Source organism: Microbacterium sp. NPDC056736 (assembly GCF_042790415.1).
GTDB lineage: Bacteria > Actinomycetota > Actinomycetes > Actinomycetales > Microbacteriaceae > Microbacterium.
Genome location: NZ_JBHTZE010000004.1, coordinates 174,663 through 191,336 on the forward strand (window position 1 = coordinate 174,663; position 16,674 = coordinate 191,336).

14 protein-coding genes are annotated in these 16,674 nt (G+C 72.2%); 2 read left to right on the top strand and 12 right to left on the bottom strand.

What is annotated here, in order from left to right; all coding sequences use genetic code 11:
- Nucleotides 1-61 precede the first annotated feature (61 nt).
- The 7 genes from ACFRAL_RS10245 to ACFRAL_RS10275 all read right to left on the bottom strand — a co-directional run bounded on the left by ACFRAL_RS10245 (nt 62) and on the right by ACFRAL_RS10275 (nt 6,582).
- Nucleotides 62-871: an alpha/beta hydrolase gene (locus ACFRAL_RS10245; RefSeq protein ID WP_378882412.1), complete on the bottom strand. Its 810-nt coding sequence runs from the start codon at nt 869-871 to the stop codon at nt 62-64.
- 26 nt (nt 872-897) lie between these two features.
- A complete protein-coding gene (locus ACFRAL_RS10250) occupies nt 898-2,070 on the bottom strand; it encodes a mannitol-1-phosphate 5-dehydrogenase (RefSeq protein WP_336398412.1) in 1,173 nt (390 codons plus the stop codon).
- Nucleotides 2,070-2,507 (bottom strand): PTS sugar transporter subunit IIA, encoded by a 438-nt coding sequence (locus ACFRAL_RS10255; protein WP_336398413.1) that lies wholly within the window; start codon nt 2,505-2,507, stop codon nt 2,070-2,072. Before ACFRAL_RS10255 ends, ACFRAL_RS10250 begins: the two co-directional genes overlap by 1 nt.
- A gap of 139 nt (nt 2,508-2,646) precedes the next feature.
- Complete coding sequence (locus ACFRAL_RS10260; protein WP_336398414.1) at nt 2,647-4,206, bottom strand: PTS mannitol transporter subunit IICB; 1,560 nt, start codon at nt 4,204-4,206, stop codon at nt 2,647-2,649.
- 26 nt (nt 4,207-4,232) lie between these two features.
- Nucleotides 4,233-5,900 carry a phosphoenolpyruvate--protein phosphotransferase gene (gene ptsP, locus ACFRAL_RS10265; protein WP_336398415.1) on the bottom strand — a complete coding sequence of 556 codons (1,668 nt, stop codon included), beginning with the start codon at nt 5,898-5,900 and terminating at the stop codon, nt 4,233-4,235.
- A gap of 2 nt (nt 5,901-5,902) precedes the next feature.
- Entirely contained in the window at nt 5,903-6,181 is a 279-nt protein-coding gene (locus ACFRAL_RS10270; protein ID WP_336398416.1) for an HPr family phosphocarrier protein, read from the bottom strand.
- Nucleotides 6,182-6,213: 32 nt separating this feature from the next.
- The gene (locus ACFRAL_RS10275; protein ID WP_378882416.1) at nt 6,214-6,582 is read right to left on the bottom strand and encodes a PTS sugar transporter subunit IIB; all 369 of its coding nucleotides are present in this window, start codon (nt 6,580-6,582) and stop codon (nt 6,214-6,216) included.
- A 120-nt stretch (nt 6,583-6,702) separates the two neighbouring features.
- On the opposite strand from ACFRAL_RS10275, the gene ACFRAL_RS10280 reads away from it, so the two are divergent.
- On the top strand, nt 6,703-8,646 hold the full coding sequence (locus ACFRAL_RS10280) for a BglG family transcription antiterminator (RefSeq protein WP_378882419.1): 1,944 nt from the start codon (nt 6,703-6,705) through the stop codon (nt 8,644-8,646).
- 203 nt (nt 8,647-8,849) lie between these two features.
- Here ACFRAL_RS10280 and ACFRAL_RS10285 read toward each other — a convergent pair whose 3' ends face one another.
- The 5 genes from ACFRAL_RS10285 to ACFRAL_RS10305 all read right to left on the bottom strand — a co-directional run bounded on the left by ACFRAL_RS10285 (nt 8,850) and on the right by ACFRAL_RS10305 (nt 15,068).
- Nucleotides 8,850-9,800, bottom strand: a complete 951-nt coding sequence (locus ACFRAL_RS10285) for a hypothetical protein (protein WP_378882422.1) — start codon at nt 9,798-9,800, stop codon at nt 8,850-8,852.
- A 318-nt stretch (nt 9,801-10,118) separates the two neighbouring features.
- The gene (locus ACFRAL_RS10290; RefSeq protein WP_336398419.1) at nt 10,119-10,703 is read right to left on the bottom strand and encodes a GNAT family protein; all 585 of its coding nucleotides are present in this window, start codon (nt 10,701-10,703) and stop codon (nt 10,119-10,121) included.
- A gap of 76 nt (nt 10,704-10,779) precedes the next feature.
- On the bottom strand, nt 10,780-12,156 hold the full coding sequence (locus tag ACFRAL_RS10295) for an MFS transporter (RefSeq protein ID WP_378882425.1): 1,377 nt from the start codon (nt 12,154-12,156) through the stop codon (nt 10,780-10,782).
- 120 nt (nt 12,157-12,276) lie between these two features.
- Nucleotides 12,277-14,178: a phospho-sugar mutase gene (locus ACFRAL_RS10300; protein WP_378882808.1), complete on the bottom strand. Its 1,902-nt coding sequence runs from the start codon at nt 14,176-14,178 to the stop codon at nt 12,277-12,279.
- A gap of 56 nt (nt 14,179-14,234) precedes the next feature.
- Entirely contained in the window at nt 14,235-15,068 is an 834-nt protein-coding gene (locus ACFRAL_RS10305) for a purine-nucleoside phosphorylase (protein WP_378882428.1), read from the bottom strand.
- Between the two features lie 115 nt (nt 15,069-15,183).
- Here ACFRAL_RS10305 and ACFRAL_RS10310 point away from each other — a divergent pair, with 115 nt between their 5' ends.
- Complete coding sequence (locus tag ACFRAL_RS10310) at nt 15,184-16,632, top strand: NAD(P)H-quinone dehydrogenase (RefSeq protein ID WP_378882430.1); 1,449 nt, start codon at nt 15,184-15,186, stop codon at nt 16,630-16,632.
- Nucleotides 16,633-16,674: the final 42 nt, after the last annotated feature.

A 16,674-nucleotide genomic window follows, 5' to 3' on the forward strand; every position in this document is an offset into this window, starting at 1 on the left:
CGCCACCCGTGCTCGGTACCCCCGGGCTGAGGCGCACTCATCGTGGGTCGGAGCGCGACGGTCACCGGTCGGCGACGGCGGTGAGGGCGAAGGCGCCGACCAGTTCGGTGAGCTGCCTCCGCATGTCGTCGTCCGAGATCGTGGGCGTGCCGTCGCCGGCCTGCGGGCCGTAGTCGCCGAACGACGAGTGGCTCGCCCCCTCGATCTCGTGCATCTCCGCGTCCTCGGGCAGGAGGTGTCGCCCGTCGGCGATCTCGCCGGGCGTCGAGAGACCGTCCTCACTGCCCGCGACGCTGATCACGGGGAGCCCCGATGCCGCCAGGTCGGTCGCGCAGTACGAGGCGAAGAGCGCGAGGCCGTCGGCATCCGTCGCCAGCTGGCACGCGCGGACGCCGCCCAGGGAGTGCCCGCCGACGAGCCACGTGTCGACGTCCGGGGCGAGCTCGGTGAACGCTCCGAGCGGGCGCAGGTCGAAGAAGGCGAGGTTCAGCCACGGCTTGGTGATGACGACGGTGATGCCGTCCTCGGCGACGAGGCCCGACAGCTTGTCGGCGTACGCCCACGGCTCGACCTTCGCGCCCGGCACATAGACGAGTCCCACGTCCGCGCTGCCGTCCGCCGGCGCGAGGACGATGCCCGCGTCCGTATCGGTGACCGCGATCGCGGAGTTCGCCCGCACGGCCGCGACCGGCCCTTCCTCGGCCGCCATCACGCCGACCTGGCTCCAGACCAGGATCGCGACGACGCCGAGGAGGATGACGGCGGCGAGCGAGCCCAGGATCCACCACAGCACCCGCAGTCCGCGGCGTCGCGGCCGCGTCGCGGACGCGTGCGAGGTGGCGTGCGCGGGGTCGGCGTCGCGTGCGGTCACGGCACGAGCCTATTCCGCGCCGCCGCCTACTCCGATGACTCCGGCTGCTCCGCCAGCTCCGCCTGCCGCGCCGCGACGACGGCCGCCACGCGGGGGAAGAGCGGATGCCCGGGCTCCAGGCCGGTGACCGCGGCGGTGAACTCTCCGGCGTCCTGCTCGCGCAGCATCCGCTGCAGGTCGACCGACTGCGCGTCCTCGGCGTCGTCGAACGCGAGTGCCGCGCCCATCGCCGCGAGGAGGGCGTCGACGCCGAGCCCGCGCTCGGCGGCTTCGGCCGCGGGACCTGTGAAGCGCTCATGGCGCGACAGCTTGCGCAGCGGCTGGCGGCCGACCCGCCATACCGTGTCGGGGAGGGCGTGGTTGCGGAACCGCTGCAGGATCGTCGCCCGGTAGTCGGCGAGCGACGGCGCGCCGAGCCCGTGCTTGGCCTCCAGGAGCGCCGAGGTCTCCTCCAGCGCGGCCGAGACGCGTGCGGCGATGGCCTCGTCGGCGAGGGCGTCGGCGATCCCCTCGATCCCCGCCTGCGCCCCGAAGTAGGCGGTCGCGGCGTGCCCGGTGTTGACGGTGAAGAGCTTTCGCTCGATGTAGGGAGCCAGGTCGTCGACGAAGTGCGCGCCCGGGATGCTCGGCGGGTCGTCCCCGAAGGGAAGCCGCTCGATCGCCCATTCGAAGAACGGCTCGACGGTCACGTCGACGCCGCCGCCGTCGGGCTGGGCGGGGACGATGCGGTCCACGGCGGTGTTGGCGAACACGGCGCGGGAGGCCAGGCCGTCCCACGCATCGGCCGCGAGGGCCACCATCTCGTCGCGCAGCAGGTCGGTCGCATTGATCGCGTTCTCGCACGCCATGATCTGCAGCGGCGGGCTCGACGGGTTGCGCAGCGCGAGTCCGGCGACGATGTGCGGGGCGACGAACTTGAGGATCGTCGGCCCGACGGCCGTGGTGACGACGTTGGCCGTGGCGATCTCCTCGACGACCTCGTCGGGGTGCTCGGCGCTGTTGATCGCGCGGAAGCCGGTGACGACGGTGTCGCGGCCGCCCTCGCCCACCTCGTGGACGGTGTAGCGGTCGGTGGCGTTGATGGCGTCCACGAGCGACGCCGCGACGTCGGAGAACACCAGCCGGTAGCCGCCCTGGTGCAGGAGCAGGCCGACGAATCCCCGGCCGATGTTCCCGGCCCCGAAGTGGACCGCCTTCATCAGACGCCCGCCGCCGACACGAGGGCGAAGAGCTCCTCCGGCGTCTGGGCGGCCTTGAGCTTCTCGACCTCGTCCTCGTCCGAGAACAGGATCGCGATCTGCGACAGGATCTCCAGGTGCTCGTCGCCCTTGCCTGCGATGCCGATCACGAAGCTGACCGGGTTGCCGTCCCAGTCGACGCCGCCGTCGTACCGCACCACCGAGAGGGCCGACTCCAGGATCTCGTTCTTGGTCTCGTTGGTGCCGTGCGGAATGGCCAGCTCGTTGCCCATGTAGGTCGAGACCGTCTGCTCGCGCTGCAGCATGGCGTCGTAGTAGGCGCCGGTGACGGCTCCCGCGCTCTGCAGGATGTCGGCGGCCTCCCGCATCGCGTCGTCTCGCGTCGCGCTGCCGGAGTGGATGCGCACCTGACCGATGCTCAGGACCTCGCGTGCCATGTCATCGCCTTTCTGGTTGATCGTCTGTGGCTGTGGGGGACGGATGCCGCGGCCGGCCGTGTCCTCGACCTTACGGGCCGCTCGGGAGAAGGGCGATGGGACCGGGGGCATCCGCCTGCCCGGCCCCATCGCCGCCTTGTTACGCCTTGCCCTCGTGCTGGGCACGGACGAGATCGACGACCTCGTCGTAGCGCGGCGAATTCATGAAGTTGTCGACCGAGACGTGCACCGCGTCGGGCGTGCGGTGGCGCGCCCGGTCGGTGAGCTGGTTCTGCGTGATGACCAGGTCGGCCGACGGGTCGAGGTTGGCGATCGCCTTGTTGACGACCGTGACGTCCTCGATGCCCGCCTTCTTGATCTTGTTGCGCAGGACGCTCGCGCCCATCGCCGAGGAGCCCATGCCCGCGTCGCACGCGAACACGATGTTGCGGATCTGGCGCTCCGTCATGGTGGGAGGCTCCACGCCGCCGCCCGCCTCGGTCGCCGCTCCGCCGCGGAGGCCGGTCAGGTGCGACGAGGACTTGCCCTTGGCCGCCTCGGTCTGCGTGATCGCGGCGCCGAACGCGTCGTCGGTCGCCGCCATGGCCGCGAGGTCGCGCTTGCGCGAGGCGCGCAGGATCAGCGCGGCGATGACGAAGGTCACCGCGGCCGAGAGGATCACCGACAGGATCACCGCGAGATACGCGCCCGTGGCCGTCTGCGCGAGCACCGCGATGATGCTGCCCGGCGCGGCCGGCGCGCGCAGCGCGCCGCCCAGGAGCATGTTCGTGGTGACGCCCGTCATGCCGCCGGCGATGAGCGCGACGATCAGGATCGGCTTCATCAGCGCGTACGGGAAGTACACCTCGTGGATGCCGCCGAAGAACTGGATCACCGCGGCACCGGGGGCCGAGGCGCGCGCGGCGCCCAGGCCGAAGAAGGTGAACGCCAGCAGCAGGCCGACACCGGGGCCGGGGTTGGCCTCGAGGAGGAACAGGATCGACGAGCCCTCCTCGGCGGCCTGCGAGATGCCGAGCGGCGTCAGCACGCCGTGGTTGATGGCGTTGTTCAGGAAGAACACCTTCGCCGGCTCGATGATGATGCTGGTCAGCGGCAGCAGGTTGAAGTCGACGAGCCACTCCACCGCGCGCGACAGCACGCCCATGATGCCGTTGACGAGCCACGCGACGGGGTAGAACCCGACGATGGCCATCACGAAGCCCCAGATGCCTGCCGAGAACATGTTCACGAGCATCTCGAAGCCGGCCTTGATCTTGCCCTCCCACAGGCTGTCGAGCCACTTCATCGTGTAGGCCGACAGGGGGGCGAGGATCATCGCGCCGATGAACATGTGCACCTGACCCAGCTGCGCCTCGCCCTCGGGGAGGGTCGCGTTGAACTGGGCGATGAGCAGGTCGGAGCCGGCGATCGCGCCCATCGTGGCGATGGATGCCACGACGCCGCCTCGGATGCCGTAGACGATGCTTCCGCCCGTATAGGCGATCAGGATCGGCAGCAGGTAGTGGATGAACGGACCGACGATCGTCGCGAGGTCGGCGTTGGGCGTCCAGCCGACTCCGATGAAGAACGCGGTGAAGATGCCCCACGCGATGAGCGCGGGGATGTTCGGCATGATCATGCCGGACAGGTACGTGCCGAAGCGCTGGACTCCGACTCGCGCCTTGCTGGCGCCCGATGTGGGCGCAGACGCCGTTGTCATGACTTTCTCCTTCTCTCCGCGGCCGCTCAGGCGGCGGGCTCTCGGGTGACGGCCGCCTGGGCGGCGGCTCGGGCGGATGCCGCGTCCGACGCGGCGACGGCGGCCGAGGCGATCTCGCGCGCCTGGTCGAGGGTGTACTGCAGCAGGGTGGCCCGCACGTCGGCGAGAGCGGTGGGGGCCATGGACAGGCTCGTGGCGCCGAGGCCCACGAGCACGACGGCCAGCAGCGGGTCCGCTGCCGCCTCGCCGCAGATGCCGACCGGCTTGCCCGTGGCGCGGCCGGCTTCGCCGACCTCGCCCACGAGCCGCAGCACCGCCGGGTGCCACGGATCCTGGAACGAGGCGACCGATCCGAGGAGCCGGTCGGCGGCGAGCGTGTACTGGGTGAGGTCGTTGGTGCCGATCGAGGCGAAGTCGGCCTCGGCGAGGATGCGGTCGGCGAGCAGGGCCGAGGACGGCACCTCCACCATGACGCCGGCGGTCTTGATGCCGTAGTCACGGGCGACGTCGACGAAGTAGGCGGTCTCCTCGACGGTGGACACCATCGGCGCCATGACCCACAGGTCGGCGTCGGTGGCGGCATCCGCCTCTGCCAGCGCGGTGAGCTGCTCGCGCAGGATGTCCTCACTGGCACGCAGCGCGCGGAGGCCCCGCAGGCCGAGCGCGGGGTTCTCCTCGTGCGCGTCGTTGAGGAAGGGCAGCGGCTTGTCGGCGCCGGCGTCGAGCACGCGCACGACGACCTTCTTGCCGGGGAACGCCGCCAGCAGCCTCGTGTACGCCTCGCGCTGCTGCTCGACGGTGGGTGCCTGGCTGGCGCTGAGGAACAGGAACTCGGTGCGGAACAGCCCCACGCCCTCCGCGCCGAGCGCGACGGCGTCCGGTGCCCCGTCGGCATTGCCGAGGTTGGCCAGCAGCGGCACCGGGGTGCCGTCCGCGAGCGCGCCGTCGGTGATCGGCGCGGATGCCGCGGCCGCGCGATCGGCGGCACGACGATGCGCCCGGTCGAGCTCGTCGGCGGTCGGCTCGGTCGTCACCACGCCGGCGGCGGCATCCACGATCACCGTCTCGCCCTCGCGCAGTCCCTTCGCGTCCACCGCGCCGACCACGGCGACGATCGACTTCTCGCGCGCGAGGATCGCGGTGTGCGAGGTGGGCCCGCCCTCGGTGGTCACGAGCGCCAGCACCTTGTCGAGGTCGAGCAGGGCGGTGTCGGCGGGCGCCAGGTCCTTGGCGACGAGCACGAAGGGATGCCCCGGGTCGGGCACGCCCGGCGCCGCCACGCCGCGCAGCCTCGCGATGACCCGCTGGGCGACGTCATCGAGGTCGGCGGCGCGCTCGCCGAGGTAGCCGCCGAGGGCCGTCAGCTGGTCGCGGAACGACGCGAAGGCGTCGAACACGGCGAACTCGCCGGTCTTGCCCTGCGCGATGCGGGCGTTCACCTCGTCGGCGAGGCTGGGGTCCTCGGCCATCATCGCCTGCGCCTCGAGCACCTCCTGCGCGGCGCCGCCCGCCTGCACGCCGCGAGCCTCGAGCTCGCGGGCGACAGCGGCGACGGCATCCGCCACCCGCGCCTTCTCCTCGTCGTGGGTCAGCGTGCTCGGCGCGTCGGACGGCGCCGGCAGCGGCTCCGCCATGCGCGCGACGGGACCCTGGGCCACGCCCAGGCCGATTCCCACACCCCGAAGCTCGGTCATGTTCACGCCTCCGCGTCGTGGTCGGTGGTCAGCAGTTCCGCGAGCCGGTCGAGCGTGGGCTCGGCGCCGTCGCCGTCGGCGGTGAGGGTGACGTAGTCGCCCTGCTCCACGCCCAGGGCGATCACGCCCAGGATGCTCGCCGCGTTGACGGGCGCGCCGGAGTCCTTCGCGATGGTGATCGGGATGCCGGCATCCTTCGCCGCCTGTGCGAAGAGCTTCGCGGGGCGGGCGTGCAGCCCGTGCGCCGATCCGATGCGGACGGTGCGGGAGATGGGGGGCATGTCGTGACCTCTCTGTCGGAGTCCGGCGTCGTTCAGTCTTCGGGTGAGGCGGTGCCGGCTGCGGTGGCCGCGTCCGTCGCCGGCCGTGGACCCTCGTCGGCTCCGGCTGCGGCGCGGACCAGCTCGAGTGTCCGTGTGCCGTCCCGGTCTCCGAAGATGTCGGGCGGCAGCAGCACCACCGTCGTGCCCCGCGCGGCGGCATCCCGTTCGATGCGCTCGAGCGCATGAGCCAGATGCGGTCCCACGAGGACCATGTCGGCGGCGTCGAGGTCGATCGGGAGCGACCGCTCGGTGCCGGCGAAGGCGGAATAGTCGAGCCCCCGGGCTTGGGCTGCGTGGCGCACGCGCTGGGCGACGAAGGTGCTCGAGGCACCCGCTCCGCAGACCACCAGGATCCTCATCGATCCGCCTCCTCTGGAGCCATTCTTGTGAGAACGCTGAGAGGGGACAACCAGTCCTTCTTCCGCGGGGGCGGAAACGCGGACCGGCCGGGGCGTCCCGGCGCGTGATTGACTGGGCGTGTGACCCGGGCCCGGCAAGATCGCGTGCTGGGGCTCCTCCTGCGCGACGGGGACTGGATGACCGCGTCCGCGCTCGCCGACGCCCTCGGCGTCACGCCGCGCAGCATCCGCTCGTACGTCACCGCGGCCAATGCGCGGGTGGCCCCGGGCGTCGCCGTCGAATCGGGCCCGCAGGGATACCGGGCGGGATCGGACGCGGCGGCCGCGCTGCGCGCCGGCGGTGATGCCGGGACGCCGCGCGATCGGCTCCACACGCTCGTGCGCGCGCTGCTGGACGCACCCGACGGCATCGACGTGTTCGAGACCGCCGACGCGCTGCACGTGTCGACGGCGACGCTGGACGCCGACCTCGCGCGGGTCCGGGGACTGCTGGGCGGCACCGAGCTGACTCTCGAGCGCTCCGCGTCGCAGGCGCGCCTGCGCGGCACCGAGAGCGCCCAGCGACGGCTGCTCAGCCGGCTCGCGCACGACGAGATGGATGCCGGGTCGTTCGACATCGCCGCCCTGCGGCGGACGCTCGGCGAGGGGTCGGTGGGGGCGCAGGCGTTCGGGCCGTTCAAGTCCGACCTCGTCGCGCGGCTCGGCGAGCTCGGCTGGTTCGTCAACGAGTTCGGGATCGGCGACGTGGTGATGCACATCGCGATCGCCGCGGACCGGACGGCCCGGGACCGGCCGCTGGACGCGGCGGGCGCGGATGCCGCGGGCGACCGGCCGACGCAGCGGCAGGTCGCCGAGATCATCGCCGAGCTGTCCGCGCAGCATCTGGGGGTGCGGCTGGGCACGGCCGACCTGCAGCACCTCGCGACGCTCGTGCTGACGCGCGTCGTCGCCCCCGACGGTGCGGCGGGCGAGGCATCCGGATCCCGGCCGGCCTCGCTCGACGCGGAGGTGGAGGAGGTCGTGCGGGAGGTCGTGACGGCGGCGGCCGACGAGTTCCTCGTCGACATCGTCCACGACGACTTCGTCGCCCGACTGGCGCTGCACGTGCAGAACCTGCTGCACCGCGCCCGCGAGCAGGCGTGGTCGCGCAACCCGCTCACGCGCTCGCTCAAGTCGACCTACCCGATGATCTTCGAGGTCGCGGTCTTCATCGCCAGCCGCCTGCAGCAGCGGCTGGGCATCCCGCTGCCCGATGACGAGATCGCCTACATCGCGATGCACGTCGGCGGGCGTCTCGAGCGGAGCCGCCGCGCCGACCAGCTGCTGACGGCGACGATCGTCTGCCCGGGCTACTACGACCTGCACGAGCTGCTGCGCTCGAGCGTCGATCGCTCGCTCGGGCGGGCCGTCGAGGTCGTCGGCGTCGAGACGCGCGTCGACCCCGACTGGGGCTCGATCGACACCGACCTCGTGCTGACGACCATCGACCCGCCCACGACGAGCGACCGCATCGTCCGTATCCAGCCGTTCCTCACCGACGCCGACGTGGAGCGCGTGCACACGGCGGCGGGACGCATCCGCAGGTCCCGGCGCCTCGCGCGCCTGCGCGCCGAGCTCGAGCGGTACTTCGAGCCGTCGGCCTACCTGCGCGGGCTCGACGGCGTCGCGGCCTCAGGGGACGAGGGCGTGATCCGGGCGCTGGGGGCGCTGCTGGTCGGACAGGGCGTCATCGACGACGAGTACGTCGAGCGCACCATCGAGCGCGAGCGCCTGTCGTCCACGGCGTTCACCGACGCGCTGGCGGTGCCGCACGCGCTCGAGATGACGGCATCCCGCACCGCGATCGCCATCGGGATCGCCGACCCGTCGATCCCGTGGGGCGACGGGCGCGTGCAGGTGGTGGCGCTGGTGGCGTTCTCCGAGACCGACCGCGAGGCCTTCCAGACCGTCTTCGAGCAGTTCGTCGAGGTCTTCAGCGAGCGCGACAGCGTGCAGCGGATCGTCCGCCGAGGCACTGACTTCAACGCCTTCCTCGACGAGCTCGTCGCCGTGATCGACGGCTGAGCCGCGGCATCCGTCTCCTCCGGGGCTGCCGGCGTCCGTCCCCTCTCTCGGGATTGCCCATCGGTTTGGGGCGCACGGCGACCGTTCGGGGCGCGCGGTGACCGTTCGGGGCGCGCGCCGTGCGCCCCGAACGCACGCGGCGCGCCCCAAACCCGCGGCGTGGCCCCGAACCCGCGCGGTTCGCGGCGAACCCGCGGAGGACGTCAGCGGGGCGGCCGGATGCTGAAGGCCTCGAGTCGCATCCGCAAGTCCGTCGCCGTCGCGATGTGCGGCCACCCCCAGCGGGCGTAGCGGCGCTGGGTGGTCCCGCGGATCCAGTCCTCGCGCTGCTTCTCCTCGTCGAAGACCTGCGACGACGTGCGGCCGTCGAGGATGTTCCCGTCGACGTACTTGATCGCTCCGTCGAACTCCCCGAAGGCGTCGGCCTCGTCGAGGCCGAAATCGACGTAGTACGGATGCATGCCCCGCCCCGGCACCGCGACCTGCAGCTCGAGGGAACGGAAGCCGATCTCGCGGAGCCGGATTCGGCTGATGCTCTCGCCGGGCAGCTGTGCGCGCCCGTCGGCGAAATCGAGGGCGCGACGAGCGCGCGTGCGACCATGAGCTGATCGGCTCGCGATGACGAGCACCTCCCGCCGGAACCGCTCCGCTCCGGCGAAGTCGTACTCACCCGGAGCGGTGACGAACTGCCGGCGCAGCGCGGCGTCGGCGATGGCGACCGACTGCTCGAACGAGGCGGTTCGGGCGACGTCTGAGACGGTGCGAGCGAGCGATGTGACCTGGAGTCCGTCGATTTCGACCATGTCATCGTCCCGGAGTTCGCCGCGGTGACGGATCACGCCACCGGCAGCACCCGGTCGCGCGTGCGGCGCGATGACGTGCACCCGGCTCCGATCCGCGCGATACAGCGGCAGGCCATGCACCGCGGCGGCCGTCTCGTGAGAGATCACGGGTGCCGTCGGCGAGGCCAGCGCCAGGGCACGAGCGCGCGCAAGGACGCGAGCTTCGGGCCTCGCGGCATCCCACGCCACCGTGTCCACGTAGACCCCGACTCTCAGCCGCGTGAGCTCGCCGGCGGTGACCGCCTTCGTGAGCCGGCGGGGCGTCATCGCGCCGAGGAGTTCCTCGCGCCTGAGCAGTGTGAGGGCGGCCATGTCGGCGAGTCTCCGTCGCACCGCCGTGGGTGCGGCGCCCGGGCTCGGAAAGTGTGGACAACTTCAGCCTGTGGAGGAGGTGCCGCGTGTTCGCGGCATCCGCTCTCCCCGTTCCTTCCGGCCTCGGGGCTCCCGGCATCCGGCATGGCCCTGCTTCGTGCGTTTGGGGCGCTGGACGCACGTTCGGGGCGCGCGCGGTGCGCCCCGAACGAAACCGGTGCGCCCCAAACCCCGATGGGGGGCCGGACGCAGCCAGGGCGGGACGACACGGATCCAGAACGACGGATGCCGCGGCCGGGCCGCGCCGAGCTCCCCGGGTCAGCCGCGGGCGAGACGCTCCGTGAGGTCGAGGCGCACGGCCGGCCACTCGCCGGGGAGGATCGAGAACACCACGGTGTCGCGCAGCGTGCCGTCGGGGCCGAGGCGGTGGTTGCGCAGCACGCCGTCCTGCTTCGCGCCGAGCCGGGCGATCGCGGCGCGCGACTGCCGATTGTGCCAGTGCGTCCGGAACTCGACCGCGATGGCGTCGCACGCCTCGAAGGCGTGCGCGAGGAGGAGGAGCTTCGACGCGGTGTTCACGGCCGTGCGCTGCGCCTCGAGCCCGATCCAGGTGTGGCCGATCTCGACGTGCCGGTTCGGCTGGTCGATGTTGCAGAAGGTCGTGGTCCCCACGACGCGACCGGTGTCCAGGCGGCGGACCGCCCACGGATTCATGTGCCCCTCGTCGCGCCACGCGAGCCGCTGTGCGATGTCGGCGTCGACCTCGCCGGGACGCGGCACCGAGGTGTACCAGGCGTGCTCCAGCCCGACGGCGGCCGCACTCAGGTCGGCTGCATGCTCCGGCGACAGCGGCTCGAGCCGGACGTGGGCGTTCTCGAGCGTGAGGGGCTGGGTGAGGAGCATTCCCCGAGCCTAGGGCTGGATCGGCCCGAATCCCCGTGCGGGCCCGGCGTATACGCCGCGTCGCGGCATCCGATGCTCAGGACTCCTTCGCGTGCATCTCGGCCTCGACCACCGCCGCAGCGGTGCCCGGGTCGTGCTCGGCCACCTGCGACGCCCGGCGTGCGGCGGCGATCGCCCGCCGGCCGGCCGGCAGCCACACCGAGAGGCCGACGACGACGAACGTGAGCACGCCGGCGGCGATGAGGAGCGCCTCGATCGGCACGAGGTCGGCGAGTGGGCCGAACACGACCATGCCGATCGGCATCGCGACCGCCATCACGATGCCGACGAAGCCGAACACGCGGCCCTGGCGCTCGTGCTCCACCGTCTCCTGCAGCAGCGTCATCGACGGCGTCGAGAAGAAGGGCACCGCGAGGCCGACGAGGAACATGAAGCCGAAGAACACCCAGACGTTCGGCGACAGGCCGAGTCCGATCGACAGCACACCGAACACCAGCGACGACGCCACGATCATGCCGATCCGGCTGCGCTTGGCGAAGAACGACGCGACCAGGATGCCGCCGAGCATCATGCCGATGCTGAAGGCGATCTCGAGGACGGCCAGGTTCACGACGTCCTGCGACTCGCCGGCGGGGAACGACCGCACCAGCATGAGCGGCGTGAGGTTCGACGGCGCGACGGTGAGCAGGAAGATGATGGCGAACAGCACCAGGAGCCAGCGCACGAACGCGTGGTGCACGATGTAGCGGACGCCGTCGACCAGGTCGGCGAAGTAGCCGGTGTGGGCGTCGGCGGCGCGTCGCACGGTTCCCACCGGGATGAACGCGAGGATGCCGACGCCGATGACCGCGGTCGCGACGTCGATGAAGAAGATCGGGATGAGCGACGCGGCGGCACCGTCGGACGCCGCCGACGCCCACGCGTACAGCGCCCCGGCGGCAGCCGGCGCCAGCAGCGCCATCGCGGACTGGATCGAGCCGTTGATGCCGTTGACCCGGATCAGGTTGCGCGTCGGTGCGATCTGAGGGATGAGCGCCGACACCGCCGGCATCTGGATGCCCGCCCCGGCGGACCGGATGGCCATGGTGGCGAAGATCAGCCACACCGCGTCGTAGCCGGTCATCATGATGAGTGCGAGGGTCAGCGTCGACAGAGCGATCGCCGCATCGGCGCCCATGATGAGGTACTTGCGGTTGTGGCGGTCCGCCCAGACACCGCCGAAGATCGACACCACGGCCTGCGGCAGGAAGCCGAACAGGGCCGCGAGGGCCATCACCAGGCCGGACTGATAGGCGATCGTGAGGTACCAGAAGACGGCGTACTGCACGAGCATCGACCCGAAGAGGCTGACGGTCTGCCCGCTCAGGAAGAGGATGACGTTGCGCAGCCACCGCGGGGGATCGGGGGTCTGGGTAGCGGCATCCGTCCGCTCGTCGTCGCTCCCGCTGCCCATCGTCGCTCCCGTCGCTCGCCCGCGCGCAGGCGCGAACCGTCCAGGCAGGGGAGGGCTCGCGGTCTACCGCGGCCGCGACTCTAGCACCGGGCCCGGACACACGCCGGACACCCGTGAGGGTCAGCCTCCGTAGGTGTCCAGGAGCGTGCGCGCGCCGTCGGCGAGCGCGCGGATCCGCGCAGACGCGTCCTCGCGGTCGTCACCGCGCACGTCGAGGTACAGCTTGAGCTTGGGTTCGGTGCCGCTCGGCCGCACGATCACGCGCGACCCGTCCGAGAGCCAGAGGCGCAGCACGTCGCCGGGCGGCAGGTCGCCGAACCCGCCGAGCAGGTCGTCGACGCGGTCGACCGCGACATCTCCCACGGATTCCGGATGCCGCTCCCGCAGCGCAGCCATGATCCGGCCGATCTGCGACAGATCGTCGACGCGCACCGAGATCTGGTCGCTCGCGAACGACCCGAACTGCTCGTCGAACTCCCGCAGCAGGTCGGCGAGGGACGCGCCGCGCTCGCGGGCCTCCGACACCATCCCGAGGATCGCCACGGCCGCCGAGATGCCGTCCTTGTCGCGGACGGTCTCGGGGTTGACGAGATAGCCCAGGGCCTCCTCGAACCCGAACACCATGCCCGGCGCGCGCGAGATCCACTTGAACCCGGTCAGCGTCGCGTGGAAGTCCAGGCCGTAGTGCTCGGCGACCGCCTGCAGACCGGGCGAGGACACCAGCGAGCACGCGAGCGACGCGCCGGCCGGCCTCCCGTCGGCGGTCGCGAGGCGCGCTGCGCGCCAGCCCAGCAGCAGGCCGATCTCGTTGCCGGTGAGCCGCCGCCAGCCGCCCTCCGCTGCGTCGTCGGGCAGGGCGACTGCGAGCCGGTCGGCGTCGGGGTCGTTGGCGATGACCAGCTCGGCGCCCGACTCGCGCGCGAGCTCGAAGGCGAGGTCCATCGCGCCGGGCTCCTCCGGATTGGGGAAGGCCACCGTCGGGAAGGCGCCGTCGGGCTCGAGCTGCGCCGTCACCGGCACCGGCGGCGGGTAGCCCGCGGTCTCGAGGATGCGCGCGAAGGTCTCCCAGCCGACGCCGTGCATGGCCGTGTACACCCAGGTGAGTCCCTCGGCCCCGTGCGTCGCCGGGGCGACGGCGGCGGTCGCGGCGACGTAGTCGTCGACCACCGCCTCGGTCGCCAGCTCGAACCCGAGCGAACGGGGGAGCGTCGAGATGTCGCCGGCCTCCGCGACGCGCTCGATGTGCGCGGCGATCTCCGCGTCGGCGGGGGAGACGATCTGCGAGCCGTCGTCGTCGCCGCCGAGGTACACCTTGTACCCGTTGTCGTCGGGCGGATTGTGGCTCGCGGTGACCATCACGCCGGCCGCCGCGCCGAAGCGGCGGACGGCGAAGGCCAGCACGGGGGTCGGCAGCAGACGCGGCAGCACGATGGCGCGGAGCCCGGCGCCCGCGAAGATCTCGGCGGAGTCGCGCGCGAAGACGTCGGAATTGCGGCGGCCGTCGTAGCCGATGACCACGATCGGCGCATCGTCGAGGATGCCGGGGACCTCCGGGCCCTCCGCCTCGAGCGCGTCGTGAGACGGCGCCTCGATGAGCGCGCCGTCCGGTGCGGCATCCGACGCGCTCTCCGGTGCGGCATCCGGCGACGCCTCGGGCTCGGCCGGCGCCTCCTCCGGTGCAACCGCCGCCGGCCGATCGCTCTCGCCGCCGTGATCCGCGCCGAGCGGCGGCATCCCGGCCCGCTCGCGCACGTAGGCGGCGAGGCCCGCCGCGGCCTGCGCCACCAGGACGCGGTTCATGCGGTTGCTCCCGGCTCCGAGGGCGCCGCGCAGGCCCGCGGTCCCGAAGGCGAGCCGTGTCGCGAACCGGTCCTCGAGTTCGTCTGCCGCCCCGGCGTCGCCCGCTTCGGCCGCATCGATCAGCGCGCGCAGCTCCGCGCGCGTCTCGCCGTCGGGATCCTGCGCCAGCCAGGCGTGCGCCCGCGCCAGGATCGCCGTGGCGTCGTCCGCGCCGGCGGACACCGCGTCGGGCGCCGGCTCCTGGACGTCGGGGCTCGCCGCCGGCACCTCCTCGCCGCTCACAGCGAACCGATCACACGGGCCAGCAGCGACGAGATGACCGGCTCGGCCTCGCGGCCGGCGTCGAGCACCTCCTGATGGCTGAGCGGGGTCTTCTGGATGCCGGCGGCCATGTTCGTGATGAGCGAGAAGCCGAGGATCTCCATGCCCGCTTCGCGGGCGGCGACCGCTTCGAGGGCGGTCGACATGCCGACGATGTGCCCGCCGACGGCCTTGACCATCTGCACCTCGGCCGGCGTCTCGTACTGCGGACCGCGGAACTGGCAGTACACGCCCTCGTCCAGCGTCGGATCGACCCTGCGCGCGAGGTCGCGCAGTCGCATCGAGTACAGGTCGGTGAGGTCGATGAAGGTGGCGCCCTCGAGCGGCGTGGCGCCGGTGAAGTTGATGTGGTCGCTGATGAGCACCGGGCGGCCGGGCGTCCAGGTGTGCTTGATGCCGCCGGCGCCGTTGGTGAGCACCATCGTGCGGGCGCCGGTCGCGGCGGCCGTGCGCACGCTGTGGACGACCCGGCGCACGCCGTGGCCCTCGTAGTAGTGGGTTCGCGCGCCGATGACGAGCACCCGGCGGCCTCGGGGGGTGACGATGCTGCGAAGCGTGCCGACGTGCCCGGCGAGGGCCGGCGCGCTGAAGCCGGTGATCTCGGTGGCGGGGAACGTCGCGGTCGTCTCGCCGAGGAGCTCGGCGGCCTTGCCCCAGCCGCTGCCGAGGGTCAGCGCGATGTCGTGGCGCTCGACCCCGGTGACGCGGGCGATGTCCTCGGCGGCGGCCGCCGCGACCTCGAACGGGTCGACGGCGGGATCGTCGAGGGGGTTGCCGGTGGTGTCTGACATGGGACCACTCTAGGAACCGGCGGGCATCAGAGCCAACGATCCTGTTTCGGCGCCCCGCCGGGAGTGTCGCGGCCGATGTCGTGCCCGCCCCCGCGGGCAGGAGAGAATGGAACCCATGTCGATCAGCTTCGAGCGCACGCAGAGCGTCGCCATCATCGGCGGCGGACCCGGCGGATACGAAGCGGCGCTGGCCGCCGCCCAGCTCGGAGCCGAGGTGACGGTGGTCGAACGGGCCGGCATCGGCGGCTCCGCGGTCATCACCGACGTCGTGCCGTCCAAGTCGCTCATCGCCACCGCCGACGCCGCCGTGGCGATCGCGGGCGCGGGCGACCTCGGGGTGCAGGTGTTCGCCAAGGGGAAGGACGGCAAGCCGCTCAAGCCCGAGATCGCGATCAACCTCGCCGCCGTCAACAAGCGCCTGCTCACCCTCGCCCGGCAGCAGTCCGACGACATGCGGGCGACGCTCGCCGAAGCGGGCGTGCGGATCATCTCCGGTCACGGCCGCCTCGAGGGGGACGACGCGGTGGTCGTGTCGACCGGCCCCGGCGGCACCGACTTCGACCGCATCGAGGCCGACACCCTCGTGGTCTCCACCGGCTCCTCGCCCCGGGTTCTGCCGTCTGCGATGCCCGACGGGGAGCGCATCCTGACCTGGACGCAGCTCTACAACATGGCGGCGATCCCCGAGCACCTCATCGTCGTCGGCTCCGGCGTCACCGGCGCCGAGTTCGCCGGCGCCTACATGAACCTCGGGGCGAAGGTCACTCTGGTCTCGAGCCGCGACCAGGTGCTCCCGGGCGAGGACAAGGACGCCGCGGCGGTGCTCGAGCGCGTGTTCAAGCGCGGCGGCATGAAGCTCCTGCAGAAGTCCCGGGCCGACAGGGTCGAGAACACCGGCGACGGCGTCGTGGTCACCCTGTCGGACGGCGCGACGGTCGAGGGCAGCCACTGTCTCATGGCGGTCGGGTCGGTGCCGAACACGAAGGGCATCGGCCTCGAGGAGGCAGGCGTCCAGATGACCGAGTCCGGTCACATCCAGGTGAACCGCGTCGCGCGCACGTCGGTCCCCAACATCTACGCCGCGGGCGACTGCACCACCTTCGTCCCGCTCGCGTCGGTCGCCTCGATGCAGGGCCGCACCGCCGTCTTCCACGCGCTGGGCGACGTCGTGATCCCGCTCGAGCGCCGGCGCATCACCTCGAACATCTTCACCGCGCCCGAGATCGCCACGATCGGCTGGCAGGAGAACGACATCGTCGACGGGCACATCAACGGCGTGGTGCACAAGCTGCCGCTGGCCGCCAACCCGCGCGCGAAGATGATGGGCGTCAAGGACGGCTTCGTGAAGCTCATCGCGCGCGAGGGCAGCGGCACCGTCATCGGCGGCGTCATCGTCGCCCCCCGCGCGTCGGAGCTCATCTACCCCATCGCGATCGCCGTCGAGCGCCGTCTCACCGTCGACCAGGTCTCGCGCGTGTTCGCGGTCTACCCGTCGCTGTCGGGCAGCATCACGGATGCCGCGCGCGCGATGCACGTCGTCGACCACAACCTCTACGGCGGCTGACCCCGAGCACCGCGTTCCCCAGGGGCCGGCCTCACCTTCCGC

Bases quoted from the DNA above. Each gene is read 5' to 3' on its own strand.
- ACFRAL_RS10250 (WP_336398412.1), bottom strand. From the start codon at position 2,070: ATGAAGGCGGTCCACTTCGGGGCCGGGAACATCGGCCGGGGATTCGTC.
- ACFRAL_RS10255 (WP_336398413.1), bottom strand. From the start codon at position 2,507: ATGGCACGCGAGGTCCTGAGCATCGGTCAGGTGCGCATCCACTCCGGC.
- ACFRAL_RS10260 (WP_336398414.1), bottom strand. From the start codon at position 4,206: ATGACAACGGCGTCTGCGCCCACATCGGGCGCCAGCAAGGCGCGAGTC.
- ptsP (WP_336398415.1), bottom strand. From the start codon at position 5,900: ATGACCGAGCTTCGGGGTGTGGGAATCGGCCTGGGCGTGGCCCAGGGT.
- ACFRAL_RS10270 (WP_336398416.1), bottom strand. From the start codon at position 6,181: ATGCCCCCCATCTCCCGCACCGTCCGCATCGGATCGGCGCACGGGCTG.
- ACFRAL_RS10275 (WP_378882416.1), bottom strand. From the start codon at position 6,582: ATGAGGATCCTGGTGGTCTGCGGAGCGGGTGCCTCGAGCACCTTCGTC.
- ACFRAL_RS10285 (WP_378882422.1), bottom strand. From the start codon at position 9,800: ATGGCCGCCCTCACACTGCTCAGGCGCGAGGAACTCCTCGGCGCGATG.
- ACFRAL_RS10290 (WP_336398419.1), bottom strand. From the start codon at position 10,703: ATGCTCCTCACCCAGCCCCTCACGCTCGAGAACGCCCACGTCCGGCTC.
- ACFRAL_RS10295 (WP_378882425.1), bottom strand. From the start codon at position 12,156: ATGGGCAGCGGGAGCGACGACGAGCGGACGGATGCCGCTACCCAGACC.
- ACFRAL_RS10305 (WP_378882428.1), bottom strand. From the start codon at position 15,068: ATGTCAGACACCACCGGCAACCCCCTCGACGATCCCGCCGTCGACCCG.
- ACFRAL_RS10310 (WP_378882430.1), top strand. From the start codon at position 15,184: ATGTCGATCAGCTTCGAGCGCACGCAGAGCGTCGCCATCATCGGCGGC.